General features: G+C 65.2%; 10 protein-coding genes and 2 pseudogenes. 3 read left to right on the forward strand and 9 right to left on the reverse strand.

Annotated elements, in window-relative coordinates; all coding sequences use genetic code 11:
- The 3 genes and pseudogenes from I5M_RS08365 to I5M_RS29370 form a co-directional block, all read right to left on the reverse strand.
- Window positions 1-2497, reverse strand: a 2497-nt coding sequence (locus I5M_RS08365) for an efflux RND transporter permease subunit (RefSeq protein ID WP_022720986.1), incomplete at its 3' end; no start/stop codon positions are given.
- A gap of 23 nt (window positions 2498-2520) precedes the next feature.
- Window positions 2521-3627 (reverse strand): efflux RND transporter periplasmic adaptor subunit, encoded by a 1107-nt coding sequence (locus tag I5M_RS08370; RefSeq protein WP_022720987.1) that lies wholly within the window; start codon window positions 3625-3627, stop codon window positions 2521-2523.
- A gap of 205 nt (window positions 3628-3832) precedes the next feature.
- Window positions 3833-6467: pseudogene (locus I5M_RS29370) on the reverse strand (ATP-binding protein).
- Window positions 6468-6949: 482 nt separating this feature from the next.
- Here I5M_RS29370 and I5M_RS08380 point away from each other — a divergent pair.
- A complete protein-coding gene (locus I5M_RS08380; RefSeq protein WP_022720988.1) occupies window positions 6950-7165 on the forward strand; it encodes a CsbD family protein in 216 nt (71 codons plus the stop codon).
- Between the two features lie 108 nt (window positions 7166-7273).
- Here I5M_RS08380 and I5M_RS08385 read toward each other — a convergent pair whose 3' ends face one another.
- Window positions 7274-8254 carry a D-2-hydroxyacid dehydrogenase family protein gene (locus tag I5M_RS08385; RefSeq protein WP_022720989.1) on the reverse strand — a complete coding sequence of 327 codons (981 nt, stop codon included), beginning with the start codon at window positions 8252-8254 and terminating at the stop codon, window positions 7274-7276.
- 222 nt (window positions 8255-8476) lie between these two features.
- The gene (ggt, locus tag I5M_RS08395; RefSeq protein ID WP_022720991.1) at window positions 8477-10063 is read right to left on the reverse strand and encodes a gamma-glutamyltransferase; all 1587 of its coding nucleotides are present in this window, start codon (window positions 10061-10063) and stop codon (window positions 8477-8479) included.
- Window positions 10064-10178: 115 nt separating this feature from the next.
- Between ggt and I5M_RS08400 the strand changes: the two genes are divergently transcribed.
- Entirely contained in the window at window positions 10179-10391 is a 213-nt protein-coding gene (locus I5M_RS08400; protein WP_022720992.1) for a SlyX family protein, read from the forward strand.
- Window positions 10392-10700: 309 nt separating this feature from the next.
- Here I5M_RS08400 and I5M_RS08405 read toward each other — a convergent pair whose 3' ends face one another.
- The 4 genes from I5M_RS08405 to I5M_RS08420 form a co-directional block, all read right to left on the reverse strand.
- Window positions 10701-12239: a class I adenylate-forming enzyme family protein gene (locus tag I5M_RS08405; RefSeq protein ID WP_022720993.1), complete on the reverse strand. Its 1539-nt coding sequence runs from the start codon at window positions 12237-12239 to the stop codon at window positions 10701-10703.
- A 169-nt stretch (window positions 12240-12408) separates the two neighbouring features.
- Entirely contained in the window at window positions 12409-13014 is a 606-nt protein-coding gene (locus I5M_RS08410; RefSeq protein ID WP_022720994.1) for a nuclear transport factor 2 family protein, read from the reverse strand.
- 114 nt (window positions 13015-13128) lie between these two features.
- Window positions 13129-13797, reverse strand: a complete 669-nt coding sequence (locus I5M_RS08415; RefSeq protein WP_022720995.1) for a Crp/Fnr family transcriptional regulator — start codon at window positions 13795-13797, stop codon at window positions 13129-13131.
- A 111-nt stretch (window positions 13798-13908) separates the two neighbouring features.
- Window positions 13909-14325, reverse strand: a complete 417-nt coding sequence (locus I5M_RS08420) for a DUF3775 domain-containing protein (protein ID WP_022720996.1) — start codon at window positions 14323-14325, stop codon at window positions 13909-13911.
- 259 nt (window positions 14326-14584) lie between these two features.
- Between I5M_RS08420 and I5M_RS29375 the strand changes: the two are divergent.
- Window positions 14585-15047: pseudogene (locus I5M_RS29375) on the forward strand (fumarylacetoacetate hydrolase family protein); the annotation flags it as partial.

Below are 15047 nucleotides of genomic sequence, written 5' to 3' on the forward strand. Positions count from 1 at the left end.
GCAGCTTCGGCCAGATCTGGTTGGTGACGTCGGGCGCCTGAACGCCATCCGGGACGTCGGCGCGGACGGTGATCGCCATGTCGCGATTGCGCCGCCACAGGATCGGCTCCTCGTGCGCGTACTCGACCTTGGCGACCTGCGACAGCGGCACCGCCATGCCGCCCCGCGCCGTGATGGTGAGTTCGCCGATCTTGGCGAGGTCGAGCCGCTCGGCCGGCACCGCGCGGGCCACCACGCCGATCTTCTCGATGCCGTCGCGCACGGTCGTGACTTGCGCGCCGGAGATCAGCAGCGCCAGCGCGTTCGAGACGTCCTGCGGCGTCAGGCCGAGCGCGCGGGCGCGCTCCTGATCGACGACGAGTTTGAGATACGGCGACTGTTCGTTCCAGTCGAGATGCGGGTCGACGACGTTCTCGTTCTGCTCGACCACGTCGCGAACCTGATAGGCGATGTCGCGGACCTTTGCGGTGTCGGGACCGATCACCCTGAACTGCACCGGAAAGCCGACCGGCGGACCGAAGTTGAAGCGATCGACACGGACGCGGGCCTGGATCAGCTTGCCGTCATGCACGGCCTGCTCGATCCGTGCCTTGATCCGCTCGCGCGCTTCGACGTCCTTGGCGACGATGACGATCTCGGCAAAGGATTGCGTCGGCAGCTGCGGGTTCAGTCCTATCCAGAACCGCGGCGAGCCTTGCCCCACATAGGCCGTGTAGGTCGAGATGTCGCCATCGTCCTTGAGCAACGCTTCGGCTTCCTTCACCGTCTTCTCGGTGACGCCGAACGCAGTGCCTTCCGGAAGACGTAGTTGCAGGAACAGCTCAGGCCGCTCCGACAGCGGGAAGAACTGCTGCTGCACGTGACCGAAGCCGACCACCGCGGCGACGAAGACACCGATCGTGACTCCGACCACCGTGACGCGGTGATTGACGCACCAGGCCACGCCGGCGCGCAGCATCCGGTACAGGCGGGTGTGATACACCTCGTCGGGATTGTGGCCCTTCTTGCCGGCGAAGTCGGGGAGCAGCTTGACGCCGATATAGGGCGTGAACAGCACCGCGACGAACCACGAGGCGATCAGCGAGATCGCCACGATCCAGAAGATGCCGCCGGCATATTCGCCGACGCCCGAATTGGCGAAGCCGATCGGCAGGAAGCCGGCAGCGGTCACCAGCGTGCCGGTGAGCATCGGAAATGCGGTGGACTCCCAGGCGAATGAAGCGGCGCGGGCACGGTCCCACCCCTGCTCAATCTTCACCACCATCATCTCGACCGCGATGATGGCGTCATCGACCAGAAAGCCGAGCGCGATGATCAGCGCGCCGAGCGTGATGCGATGCAGGTCGAGCGACATCGCATTCATGACGATGAATACGATCGCCAGCACCAGCGGCACCGACAGCGCCACCACGACGCCGGTGCGCCAGCCGAGCGCCAGGAACGAGACGAACAGCACGATCACCAGCGCCTCGACGAAGGAGCGCATGAACTCGCCGACGGCGTGCTTCACCACCAGCGGCTGATCGGCAACCTGCTCGATATCGATGCCCTGCGGCACGTCCTGCATGAATTCCGCGGTCGCGGCCTTCACCCGGTCGCCGAGCTCGAGAATGTTGGCCCCCTTGGCGGTGACGACGCCGATGCCGATCGCCGGTTTGCCCTTCTGCCGCACGACGTAGTCGGTCGGGTCGACATAGCCGTGATGAACGTCGGCGATGTCGCCGAGCCGGAAGACGCGACCACCGGATTCGACCGGCGTCTCCGCCACCGCCTTGGCGCCGTCGAGCGCGCCGGTGACGCGCAGCGGCACGCGCTGCGAATTTGTTTCCACGGTGCCGGCCGGCACCACCGCGTTCTGCTTGGCGAGCGAATCGAAGATGGCCTGCGGCGTCAGGCCCAGCGTCGCCAGCTTGGCGTGCGAGAATTCGACATAAACCTTCTCGTCCTGGGTACCGTAGATATTGACCTTGGTGACGCTGCCGACTTTGAGCAGGCGTTGACGTAAACCTTCCGCTGTCTTCTTGAGCTGCGCGTAGTTCGCGCCGTCGCCGGTCATCATATAGAGGATGGAGTCGACGTCGCCGTATTCGTCGTTGACGCTCGGACCGATCAGATTACTTGGCAGTTGCGGCGCGACGTCCCACAGTTTCTTGCGCAGCAGATAGAACAGATGCGGCACTTCGGCCGGCGGGGTGTTGTCGCGGAAAGTCAGCTGCATCGCCGTGAAGCCGGCCTTCGAATAAGTCTGCACTTTTTCGAAGAACGGCAGTTCCTGCAGCTTCTTCTCGATCGGGTCGGCGACCTGTTCCTGCATTTCCTTCGAAGTGGCGCCGGGCCACACTGCGGTCACCACCGCGACCTTGATCGTGAAGGACGGATCTTCGGCGCGGCCGAGCCGCTGATAGGCGTACATGCCGGTGACGCCGAGCGCGCAGATCAGGAACAGGATCAGCGCCGGATGGCTTACCGCCCAGGCCGACAGATTGAACGACCGCATCCGCCTGCTCCCTCGAGGTTCCGCTAGAACGCCAGCGCCGTCATCACCCTGACCTTCTCGGCCGGGTCGAGCTTCTGCACGCCGAGCGTGACGACCTTGGCGCCCTCATCGACGCCGCCGGTGATCACCACGTCCTCGGACTCGTAGGACTTCACCGTCACCGGGGTCAGCTTGACCTCGCCCTTGTCGTCGACGACGTAGAGCGACGGCGTTTTGCCCTGGTTGAACAGCGCCGACAGCGGCAGCCGGGCGACCCGCACGGTCGCCGGATCGGCCAGCGTCAGGGTTGCGGTCATGCCGAAGGCCACCGCGTCGTCGGCATCGGGCAGAGAGAACTTGGCCAGGAACGTCCGTGTCGCCGGATCGGCGATCGGTGCGACTTCGCGCAGGTGAGCGGTGTACTGCTTACCAGGCCTCGACCACAGCGTGACATGCGCCATGCCTTGCGTCGCGCGCGTGATGAGGGTCTCGGGAATCGCCACCACGGCTTCTTTCTCGCCGAGCCGCGCGACGCGAAACGCGGCCTGACCGGCAGCGACGACCTGGCCGGGATCGACCAGAGCGGCGGTCACAACGCCGCGGCTGTCGGCATTCAGCGTCGCGTAGGACAGCGAGTTACGCGTCAGCTCGACGGAACGTTCGGCGCGGGCGAAACGCGCGCGAGCCTCGTCGGCCGCCGCGCGCGCCTGGTCCATCTGGGCATCGGTGGTCCAGCCTTTCGCCCGCAATTCCTTGGCGCGATTCTCGGCCGCGATCGCCTGACCCAGCACGCCCTTGGCGGCGCTGTTTTCGGCATCGGCCTGCTCGGCCTGCAATTTCAGGTCGGTCTCGTCGAGCAGCGCCAGCGCTTGGCCGGCCTCGACGGTCTGGCCGACTTCGACCAGCCGCTTGGCCACCTTGCCGGCGACCCGGAACCCGACGTCGGTTTCGATCCGCGGCCGGATGGTGCCGACGAAGCTTCGCTCGGGCGCCTCAGCGGCGTAGTGCACCGCCGCTACCAGCACCGGCCGCGACGGCTTGGTGTTCTTAGCCTCTTCGGGGCCGCAGCCGGCCAGAGCCAGCACCACAAGCGCCAGGGCAAGGCCAGCGCTCAGCCTGAAGAATCCATCGAAAAGCGGAATGACCTGCATGGTCGTTCTCCCGATCAAAGTCGGGGAACCTTCCGATATCAACTGACGATTGTCAATATTCGTCAGAGATCACTTTTGCCGGCCCATTCCTGGTGGACCACAGGGGGCGGCAGTCTTCGACATCGCGTAATCCGCCGGCTGACGGTCGATCCGAACGACGATCCGACCGGCGGACACCTGACAGGGCGGTGCCACTCGTCTGCGGCTATGCCGTTGAACTCATCGCCAAAGTGCGGTCGACAGGGCCATGCCGAATGTCGTCCACGGCCGTCCTCAACTGGGCGATCAGCTTAGCCAGCTCCGCCGGCTCGACCTCCAGCGCCTGGGTTTCGATCGCGCGGGCGATATCCGCCACTGCCGTAAAGCCCAGCGTAGCGGCGCCGCCCTTCATCGAATGCGCTTCGACATGAAGCTTGTCACGGTCGATCGGGCCGGACCCTGCATAGGAGTCGAACAGGCCGAGGCGGCGATCGCTCTCGCGGAAGAACAACGCCAACATCTCGTCGACCTGGCTGGAGCCGATCTCCTCGGTGAGCGCGGCCAGCGCGTCGGTCTGCGGCGGCGGCACGACCGACAAGGTCGGCTGAGCCGGCATACCCCGCAATGCACGCAGCACCGCGGCGACCAGCGCCGGCTTGCGCAGCGGCTTGGCCAGGAAGTCGCTCATGCCGGATTCGCGACAGACCTTGATGTCGTCCGGAAACGCATTGGCAGTGAGCGCAATGATCGGCAAGGTCGCGAACGCACCGCCACGGGCGCGGATCGCCCGCGTCGCCGCCAGCCCGTCCATGTTGGGCATGCGCACGTCCATCAGCACGACGTCGTAATCGGCCTCGCCCACCGCTTGGACGGCTTCGGCGCCGTCGACGCAGATCCGTATCTCGGCGGCGAATTCCTGCAGCATCTTGCCGACCACCATCCGGTTGGTGGCATCGTCTTCGGCGATCAGCACGCGCAGCGGATGACCGAGCATCACGATCCGCGTGCGCAGATCGTCGCTGCCGACGCGATCCAGCCTGTGGTCCGGCGCCGCCGTATTGCTCCAGGGTAGTTCAAGGCTGAAGCGGAAGGTCGAACCTTCTCCCGGCTTCGACACCACGGCGATGTCGCCGCCCATCTGTTCGACGATGCGCCGGCTGATCGCGAGGCCGAGCCCGGTGCCGCCGAAGCGGCGGTTGATCGAGACGTCGGCCTGGGCAAACTCGGTGAACAGCCGCCCGACCTGGTCGGGCGCGATGCCCATGCCGGTGTCGGTGACCTGCCATTCGACCATGGCGTGCGTATCGGTACGGCGAACGCAAGTCAGCACAATGACGATGCGGCCGCTGTCGGTGAACTTCACCGCATTGGACGCGAGGTTGAGCAGCACCTGGCGGATGCGCGCCGCGTCGCCGCACAGCGACGGCGGCAACCGCGGATCGAGGTCGATCTTGAACGACAGGTTCTTGGCGCGGGCATTCGGCTCGACCATGGCGCGGACCGCCTCGACCAGCACCGCCGGCGAGAAATCCGCCTGCTCGAATTCCATGCGTCCGGCTTCGAGCTTCGACAGATCCAGAATGTCGTTGAGAATGCGCAGCAGATTATCGCCGGAATCGCGGATGGTCGCGACGGCCTCGTGCTGCTCCGGATCGAGCTTTGTTTCCAGCAGCGTGTTTGCCAATCCGAGAACGCCGTTCATCGGCGTGCGGATCTCGTGGCTCATCATCGCCAGAAAATCCGATTTGGCCTTGTTGGCCGCCTCGGCCTGCTCGGCGCGCCAGCGCTCGGTGACGTCGCGGCCGACGCCGCGATATCCGGTGAAGGCACCGTCCGCATCCAGCATCGGATGCGCCGTCAGCGACCACAGCCGCCGCCGGCCGCTGACCATGAGTTGCACGACGACATCGTTCATCGGCTCGCGCTGCGCCATCTTGGCTGCGACCTCGGCCGAGCAGCGGCCGTCCTCGGGACACAGCATGCCGAGGACATCGCAGAGCTGCGCGCCGCGCAGCAACTGATGCGGCAACTGCGCCACCTCGGCGAAACGGTCCGGCACATGCACCAGGCGGCCCTCTTCGTCGGTCTGCCACAACCAGTCGCTGGCGTTGGCCTGAAAGTCTTTGAGCAGCAGCGAAATGATCTCGTTCTTGCGCTCGAGCTCCATTTTGGAGCGGAGATTTTCGAAGAAAGTCATGCCGTGCGGAGACCAGAAAGCGCGACATGAAAACGGCATAGAGCAATAGGAAGCCGCCCGTAATACCGTAGGCCCAGCCGGAGCACATCAGCAGCGAGATAGCGGAGCACAGCACCATCGCCCAGGTGTAGGCGAGCCCGGCCCGCGGCACTGTCGACATGGCGAAGGCGCCACCGGACATCATGCCGGTGACCAGACAGCCGATGATCAATTGCACCGGAGGCTCGGCGGATGCGAACAGCGCCACCGGCATTGCGCCCCAGATCAGGCCGAGAAGCAGGGCCTGCACCGTCATCCGCCGGATCGCATTGGCGGATGCTTCGCGCGGCGGCGACCGCCGGGCCTTGAGCCATGCTTTCACCGCGACCGCGGCGGCGACCGCGAGCGCCCCGAACCACACCACGAGGAAAAGCCGCGACGCACTCTGCCAGAACACTAGCAGCACCAGCGCCGCATTGAGCATATTGATCGACATCGTGACCGGCACGAGACGGCTGACGCTGTCGATCTGCGCCGCGCGGATCCGGCGCATTTCGCGCTCGTCGATATCTGCTGCAGCGAACGAAGGCACACCACTCCTGGCGAGCAAAAATGGCCCGAGCCGGGTCAGACTGGCGCTACGCGTCTGCCAGGCGGCGCTCATGATCTCCCGGAGGCCGGACATCTACACACACACTCTATCTAGGCCATTGGTCGGCCAAACTGATCCGCTCCTCGCCGGCCAGCGAAGAACCACCTGACTGCCACCGCGGCCGAACGGCCCGAATGAACACAACCAAGCCGAGCAGGCCCCGCCGTCAGCGCCGCCTCCCCTCTTTCCAGGCGGACGATGCGGCTTCGTTGCTTCCGGCGAGTTAATTTGAGCCGATGCCCCCCTCGTGACAACAGCCGGGGTTAACATTTACCGAACCGGCAACTCGATTCACTACCTTTTGCTGTGACAACTACGTGGAATAATCCTGATGAGACCCTTTTTGCCACGCAGCGCCCCGCCCTCACCGAATTCAGGCGAAAACCGCACCCGCCACAACCTTAGTAACAACGCCCGAGCTGCCCTCACGCGGCGATCACTTCTCGAGGGTCAGGAAACTTCCTGGCCGTTCGAACATTGTCGGCGCGTGGATCAGAAGATTAGGGAGATATCCAATGGGTAGCACGATGGACAAGATCAAGGGCACCGCCAACGAGCTGGCTGGCAAGGCCAAGCAGGGCATCGGCGAGGCCACCGGCTCCGAACGCCTCCAGGGCGAAGGCGTGATGCAGGAAGCCAAGGGCAAGGGCCAAAAGGCGGTTGGCGATGCCAAGGACGCCGTCAAGGATACCGCCGACAAGGTCGCGGGTGCGGCGCATCGCAACCTCTGAGACCGTGTGACCGCTCCGGCACCAGATCGGACGCGCTGAGTAGCAACTGGACCGGCCCTCGCGGCCGGTCTTTTTGTTGTGATCAGACCTGTTGGTGCGGGCCGGCCGTCAGCGCCGATGCGTCAGCACCTCGGGATTGACGACGTTGATCGGTGCCCCCGCCGCATAAGCGACGATCTGGTCGAAAATGTCGGAAAACTGCAGTTCGTATTCGTCGGCCGTGACGTAGCCGATATGCGGCGTGGCGACGACATTTGGCATGGTGAGCAGGGGATCGTGCGGATCGCGCAGCGGCTCGGTGTCGAACACGTCGATCGCCGCCATGCCGGGGCGACCCGCGCGCAGCGCCTCGACCAGCGCACCCTTGGCGATCAGCCCGGCGCGGCTGGTGTTGACGATCAGCGCCGAACGCTTCATGCGGGCGAGATCTTCGGCACTCACGATGCCGCGCGTCGCGTCGACCAGGCGCATGTGCAGCGACAGTACGTCACTCTGTTCGAACAGTTCTTCCTTGCTGCCGGCGATCTGGTAGCCGTCGGACCGTGCCTGTGCGAGCGACGGCTCGCGCGCCCACACCATCACCGTCATGCCGAAGGCGCGGCCATAGGATGCGACCACGCTGCCGATACGGCCATAGCCGTAGATGCCAAGCATTTTGTCGCGCAGCGTGTGCCCGACGCCGATCTGCCAGGTGCCGGCCTGCAGCGCCGCCATTTGCTGCGGGATCTGCCGCATCGCCGCCAGCACCAGCCCCCAGGTGAGTTCCGCCGCCGCGTAGGACGGCGTGTCGGCATGCATGTTGGACGAGACGATGATGCCGAGCGCGGTGCAGGCTTTGACGTCGATGTGCGGATAGACGCTGCGCTGGCTGATCAGCTTGAGCTTCGGGAGCTTCTCCAGGAGATCAGCGCGAATTTGCGTGCGTTCGCGGATCAGTACCAGCGCCTCGACATCCTTCAACCGCTCCGCCAGCGCATCGGTGTCCTGGACGTGATCGTTGAAAATGGTGACCTCGTGGCCGTCGAGCTTGGCGAAGCTCGGCAAGGTCCGCAGCGTGTCGAAGTAATCGTCGAGGATCGCAATCTTCATGTCGCCTTACCTCTATGAGCCTTTTGGCTTCTCGGTGATCCGATGCGGCGCGGCCGGCGCCGACGCGCTCCTTCTCCCCGCGTGCGGGAAGAAGGCTGGGATGAGGGGGCGGCTCTACGCCGCCGAGAGTCTCGGCCGAGTGCAGGCGCGCCCTCACCCGCCCCAGCTTCGCCGGGTCGACCTCTCCCCGCACGCGGGGAGAGGTTAGGGAGCCCGGCAGCCTCAATACCCCAGCGCGCAGCCGTCTTTGCGGGGGTCGGAGCCGCCGGTGAGCGTGCCCTTGTCCCAATCGATCCAGATCGCCTGGCCGCCGCCATGCGGCGTGGCGATCGGCGCGACCTTGTGGCCCAGCGCAATCAGGCCTTCGACCGTTGCGGGCGGAACGCCGTCCTCGAGCTGATACACGTCCTCGTAGTGCAGGCCGCGCGGCAGATCGATCGCCTCCTGCACGTCCAGGCCGTAGTCGAGCACATTGGTCAGCACGTGGACCTGGCCGACCGGCTGATACTGACCGCCCATGACGCCGAACGACATCCGCGCCCGGCCACGCTCGGTGGCGAGCGCCGGGATGATAGTATGCAGCGGGCGCTTGTTCGGCGCGATGCAGTTGGGATGGCCGGGCTGAACGCGGAAGCCGGCGCCGCGGTTCTGCAGCAGCACGCCGGTCTTCTCGGAGACGATCGCCGAACCGAACGAATGCGCGATCGAGTTGATGAACGAGCAGACGTTGCGCTCTTCGTCGACCACGGTGATGTACACGGTCGATGGATTCATCGGCGGCGCGACGTGCGGGAGATCGAGCAGCTTGTCGAACGCGATCTTGCTGTAATGCTCCTCGGCAAACTCCTTCGCCAGGATTCGCGCCACGTCGACGTCGACATGGGCCGGATCGCCGACGTGCTGCTCGCGCATCATGAAGGCGATGCGCGCCGCCTCGGCTTCGAGGTGGAAGCGCTCGACGCTGAGCGGACCGAACTTGGTCAGATCGAAACGGCTGAGGATGTTCAGCATCACCAGCATGGTGATGCCGGGGCCGTTGGGCGGACACTGCCAGACGTCGAAGCCTTTGTAGATCGTGCCGATCGGCGACGTCGCCTCGGTCGAATGACCGGCGAAATCTTCCATCGTATGCAGGCCGCCGAGCTTGTTCAGCGTGTCGACCATGTCCTGAGCGACCGTGCCCTTGTAGAACGCGTCGGGGCCGTTATCGGCGATCAGCCGCAACGTCTGCGCCAGCTCGGGCTGCTTGATGACGTCGCCGGTGACGGCGGCCTTGCCGTGCGGCAGCAGATAGCGCTCGGTGTTGGCGCCCTTCTTGAGCTTTTCAAAGCCGTTCTTCCAGTCGAACGCGATGCGTGGCGCCACGACGTAACCCTCGGCCGCCGCCGTGATGGCCGGGGCCAGCGCGCGGTCGAGGCCGAAGCGGCCGTGGTCGCGCAGGATCGTCGCCCAGGCGTCGATCGCGCCGGGAATCGTCACCGAATGCGGGCTGGTCAGCGGAATCGCGTCGATGCCGTGCTCCAGGAACCACTCGGCCTTGGCGGCCGCCGGCGCGCGGCCCGAGCCGTTATACGCAACGATCTTGCCGGTTCCCTTGGGTTGCACCAGCGCGAAGCAATCGCCGCCGATGCCGGTCGATTGCGGTTCGATCACCGCCAGCACGGCCGAGGCGGCGATCGCGGCGTCGGCCGCGGTGCCGCCGGCCTTCAGGGTCTCGATCGCCACCAGCGTGGCCTGCGGATGCGAGGTCGCCGCCATGCCATTGCGGGAATGGACCGTGGAACGGCCGGCGAGTTGAAAATTCCTCATGGGCGTGGGCTCGTGTTCGTTGGGGCCGGATGCGGCGCCGGGCTAATTGACACAAAGGCGTCCGCTTCGGCAATGCTGCGCCAGCGGGCGATGGCGCACCGCGCCGGAGGGTTCGATGGCTGAGCACGATCTGAGCGAACGCATCGAAGCGCTGGAAGTCCGGCTCGCCTATCAGGACGAGACCATCGAGACTCTGAACCAGACCGTCACCGCGCAGTGGAAACAGATCGACGCGCTGACCCGCCAGCTAGCGGCCCTGAGCGAGCGGCTGGACCAGGCCGAAACCAGCGCCGGCGCCCCGGCCAACGAACGCCCGCCGCATTATTGAGGGCCTCACTTTCGTCATTCCGGGGCGCGCGAAGCGCGAGCCCGGAATCCATAAGCCCTGTGCTGATGGTGAGCCCGAAGTGGCGCGGCGCAATGCTTCACCGCGACTCCAGGGAGTATGGATTCCGGGCTCGCCGCTGCGCGGCGTCCCGGAACGACAACGGGAGAGGTCTCGTCATTCCGGGGCGCTCACGAAGTGAGCGAACCCGGAATCTGACGCGGGCACCGCGTGGCAGCGCCCTCACACATCATCTCGGGATTCCGGGTTCACGCGCTGCCGCGCGTGCCCCGGAATGACGGTACTACGTAGCTACGACGCCACCTTCATCGCCAGGCGCTGATCGCGTAGTTCACGCTTCAGCACTTTGCCGATGGCGCTGCGCGGCAACTGGTCGACGATGGCGACGTCGGCCAGGCGCTGGGTCTTGCCGACCTTGGCGTTGGTGAAGGCCTTGAGGTCGTTCGGGTCGAGCGTCTTGCCCGGCCGCGCCACCGCGAACGCCACCGGCGTTTCGCCCCATTCTTCCGACGGCATACCGACGACGGCGACTTCGAGCACGTCGGGATGCTGGCTCGCCACCGCCTCGATGTCGCTCGGATAGATGTTGAAGCCGCCCGAAATGATCATGTCCTTCTTGCGGTCCATCAGCGTCAGGAAGCCGTCGGCATCGAAACGGCCGACGTCGCCGGTGCGGACCCAGCGATTGCCCTCCTTGTCGTGCCAGAAAGTCTCGGCGGTCTTCTGCGGCTGATTGAGGTATTCCTTCATCATTACCGGCGAGCGGCCGACGATCTCGCCGATGCCGCCCTGCGGCACGAAGTTGCCGTCCTCGTCGATCAGCCGCACTTCATGCTCGGGCATCGGCTGGCCGACAGTGGCGAGCTTGTCGGGATGAAGATGTGCCTGCAGCGCGCAGGAGCCGCCGCCCTCGGTCATGCCGTAGAACTCGGTGAGTCCGCCGGGCCAGCGCTTGACGATGTCTGCTTTCAGCTCGGCGGCGAACGGCGCCGAGGTGCAGTACTTCATCTGGAAGCTAGACAGATCGAACTTATCGAAGTCGGGCAGCGCCATGATGCGGCGATACTGCACCGGCACCAGCATCGTGTGCGTTGCGCGATGCTGCTGCGCCAGTTCGAGGAAGCCGTGCGCGTCGAACTTCTTCATCAGCACGATGGCGCCGCCGCCGGCGAGCGTCGGGTTGAAGCACACCAGCGTGGTGTTGGAATAGAGCGGCGTCGACAGGATGGTGATGGCGTGCGGGCCGTAACCGAGCGCTTCGAACTGGCCGTATTGACGCCAGCGCAGATAGTGCGAGTGGACGATGCCTTTGGGCGTGCCGGTAGTACCCGACGAATAGATGATGTTGAACACCCATTGCGGGTCGATCGTCACCGGCTTCGGCTTGGTGCCGGCCGGCGCCAGCCAGCTCTCGAACGCCGTGCCGCTGCCAGCGCCATCGAGCGCGATGCGTTTGACGCCGGCGTTGATTGCCGCGTCCTTCATGGCGTTGGCCGCGAAGTCGTCGGTAAACAGGATCTTGGCGGCCGAGTCCTTCACCATCGCGGCGAAGTCGTGCGCGGTCGATGACGGCGCCAGCGGCGCCACCGCAACGCCGACGCGCAGCGCACCGAGAAACACCGCGACATATTCGAGCGACGACAACGCGCAGATCGAGATCGCATCGGTCGGCTGCACGCCGTCGCGCTGCAGAGCCGCCGCGACGCGATCGATCAGCGCATCGAATTCCGCGTAACGCAATTGGCGAGTCCCATCGACTACCGCGATGCGGTCAGGCGCGCTCTGTGCCGTGCCGCGCACCAGCGCGTCGAGGGTGATGAAGTCGGACATCTCGGGTCTCCCGTCGGTCTTTGTTATTCTTCACTAAACTACGCGGCGCCGTCATCCTGAGGCGCGAGCAAAGCGAGCCTCGAAGGATGACATCAAGGTGCGTGGCCCATCCTTCGAGGCCGCCGCTTTGCGGCGGCGCCTCAGGATGACGCCGTGGGTGCGGCGAGTATCACCGGTCCAGCGCCTCGCCCTTCAACCACTTCGCCCCCGAGGCGTAAAGGCGTTCGACGGCTTCGCCTTTGAGGCCGGGCATGTCGGGCTTGATCGGGTAGCCGAGGCCGCTCTGCAGATAGGCGAGATGGCGATAGCCTTCGGGGAATTTCGCCAGCAGCGCCGGATCGAGCTCGAGCTTCGCGGCCGGATCGAGCGGGTCCATACGGTCCTTCTCGTAAATCGGCTGGCGCAGTACGAAGCCCCAGCGACCGTCGCGCTTTTCGAGGAAATCGTAAAAGCGTCCGGTGCAGACGACATCGACCTCGACGTCGTGCACACGGGCCCGCTGCGAGATCGTCATCTTGGTCTGCGAGATTGCTCGGTTGCCGGCGACGTCGACCGACTGGCCGCCGAGGAAGTGCAGAATCGACACGCCCTTGGCCCAGCCGGCTTTGCTCATGGCGATGAATTCGTCGGCAGTACCCTGCGTCCAGGTCGCCATCATGCGGCCGTCGTCGAACCAGACCGTGCGAAACCGGTCCCAATCGCCGGCATCGCGCCACACCACCCAATTTTCGATCAGCTCGCGGATCGCGATGCGATCCATCAGTCCAGCGTCCATGCGTTTCCCGTCCCTGCGCCGATGCGCTTCTGGCGTTTTCGGGCGCCACTATACAAACCGCGCCGCAAAGCGCGAGAGCCGGTCGCCGCAGGGATGGTTTGCGCGGAAGGCGCCTCAGCCGTGCACGTCGGGACGCGCTCGCAGCATTGCGCTGAGGCGCCCGGCATCGACGGCGATTTCGCGGTCGTAGCTGATCAGGCCGAGCTTGCGAAATTTGTTCATGAAGAAGCTGACGCGCGAGCGCGTGGTGCCGATCATCTCGGCGAGCGTTTCCTGGCTGATATGCGGTGCGATCGGCTGAGGACCGACGCCACCGGCGCCATCACCGATCTCGGCGAGGCGCAGCAGCAGTCGTGCGAGACGACGCTCGCTTGAGTTGAACAGTTGGTCGATCAGATCGTCGCTGATGCGGCGATTGCGATCGAGCAGATAGCGGATGAACAGCTCGGCGAAGTCGGGCTCGCTGCGCAGCGTCTCAAGCATGGCCTGCTTGCGGATCGCGGTGACCTCGCTGGGCTGCATCGCACTCAGCGTTGCGCCATGCACGATGTGCCCATTGAGACACTCCTCGCCGGCAAACTGACCGGCTTCGAGGATGCCGACGACCGCCTCCTTGCCTTGCTCAGACAGGACCAGCACCTTCACCCGACCGCGGCGGATGTAATACACGGTGTCGGCAACGTCACCTTGCGCGAACAGCACGTCGCCTTTGCGGAAGCTCAGCGAAGAGCGACCGGCTCCAGTCCCACAAAGATAGTCCTTGGAATCGAACGGACGCGACACGCGCCGACCCTGCCTCTTTTGATCCAGCGGCAGGATAGTCGGCACTAAGCCTGAATCACCTGTAAAATCAGGCGCCTCGGGAAAGTACGGGGGCTCGCACGGCAGCCAAAGTCAATCAGACACCGGCGTCGTGCGCTCATCGGCCCAGGTCAGGCCGAAAGCATCAAGACCTTCGGCAAGATAATCGCCGAGCAGCGGCTCACCGAGCAGATATCGCGCGGTCGGAATATCACGGCCGTCGGCGGCTTCGCGGCGCAGATCGTCCCACTCCTCGATCGATCCGTCGCCGCGGCCGAGCCGCATCAAGGCCACGAGGTCGATCTGCTCCTCCTCGCTCATCGCGGCGATGAAGCCGGAGATCTCCTGCACCACCGGATCGTCGCCGGTGTCTTCGAGCACGTCGATCATGTTGTCGTCGGCGCCGTTGGAGCCGGACTCGGCGTCGGTGACCTCCTCTTTGACGTCGAATTCGCGCGCCTTTTCGATCAGGAAGCCGACCTTTTCGGTCGAAATCGCAAGCTCGGGCATCGCTGTCGTCCTTTCGTCAATGGGCCCGCCGCACCTCGGCGCAGCCGGCAAACGTTCCCTCCAACGCACCGCGGCGCAAGATGATCCATTCGGCCGCGACGCCGGCTTCGGAGCAGATGGGATCTGACCTCTCACCAGCAAGGCTGCGGCCGGAAAATCCTGCTCTCCGCCGCATAGGTCGCCCGCGGCCGCTCAGGTTGAATTTGTCGCACCGGCGGGCCATGACAGGGCACAACCAGCCAAGGGAGGAAGTGTCGAAATGAAGCTCGTACGTTACGGGGCCGCCGGACAGGAGAAGCCGGGACTGATCGACAAAGCGGGCCAGCTCCGCGACCTCTCCGCTCAATTGCCCGACCTCGTCGGCGAAGCGTTCTCGCCGCCCGCGCTGGCGCGGCTTGCGGCGCTCGATCCCGCTACCCTGCCCGCCGTCTCCGGCCAGCCGCGGCTCGGCTCGCCGGTCGGCGGCAGCCCGAAATTCATCGCCATCGGCCTCAACTATGCGGACCATGCCGCCGAAGCCGGCATGCCGATCCCGGCCGAGCCGATCGTGTTCATCAAGGCGAACAACTCGCTGTGCGGCCCCAATGACGATGTCCAAAAGCCGCGCGGCTCGACCAAGCTCGACTGGGAAGTCGAAGCTCGCGATCATCATCGGCAGCCGCGCCAAATATGTCAGCGAAGGCGAAGCGCTCAATCACGTCGCCGGCTACGCCCGTGTGCAA

This window comes from Rhodopseudomonas sp. B29, from assembly GCF_000333455.1.
In the GTDB taxonomy this organism is placed as follows: domain Bacteria; phylum Pseudomonadota; class Alphaproteobacteria; order Rhizobiales; family Xanthobacteraceae; genus Rhodopseudomonas.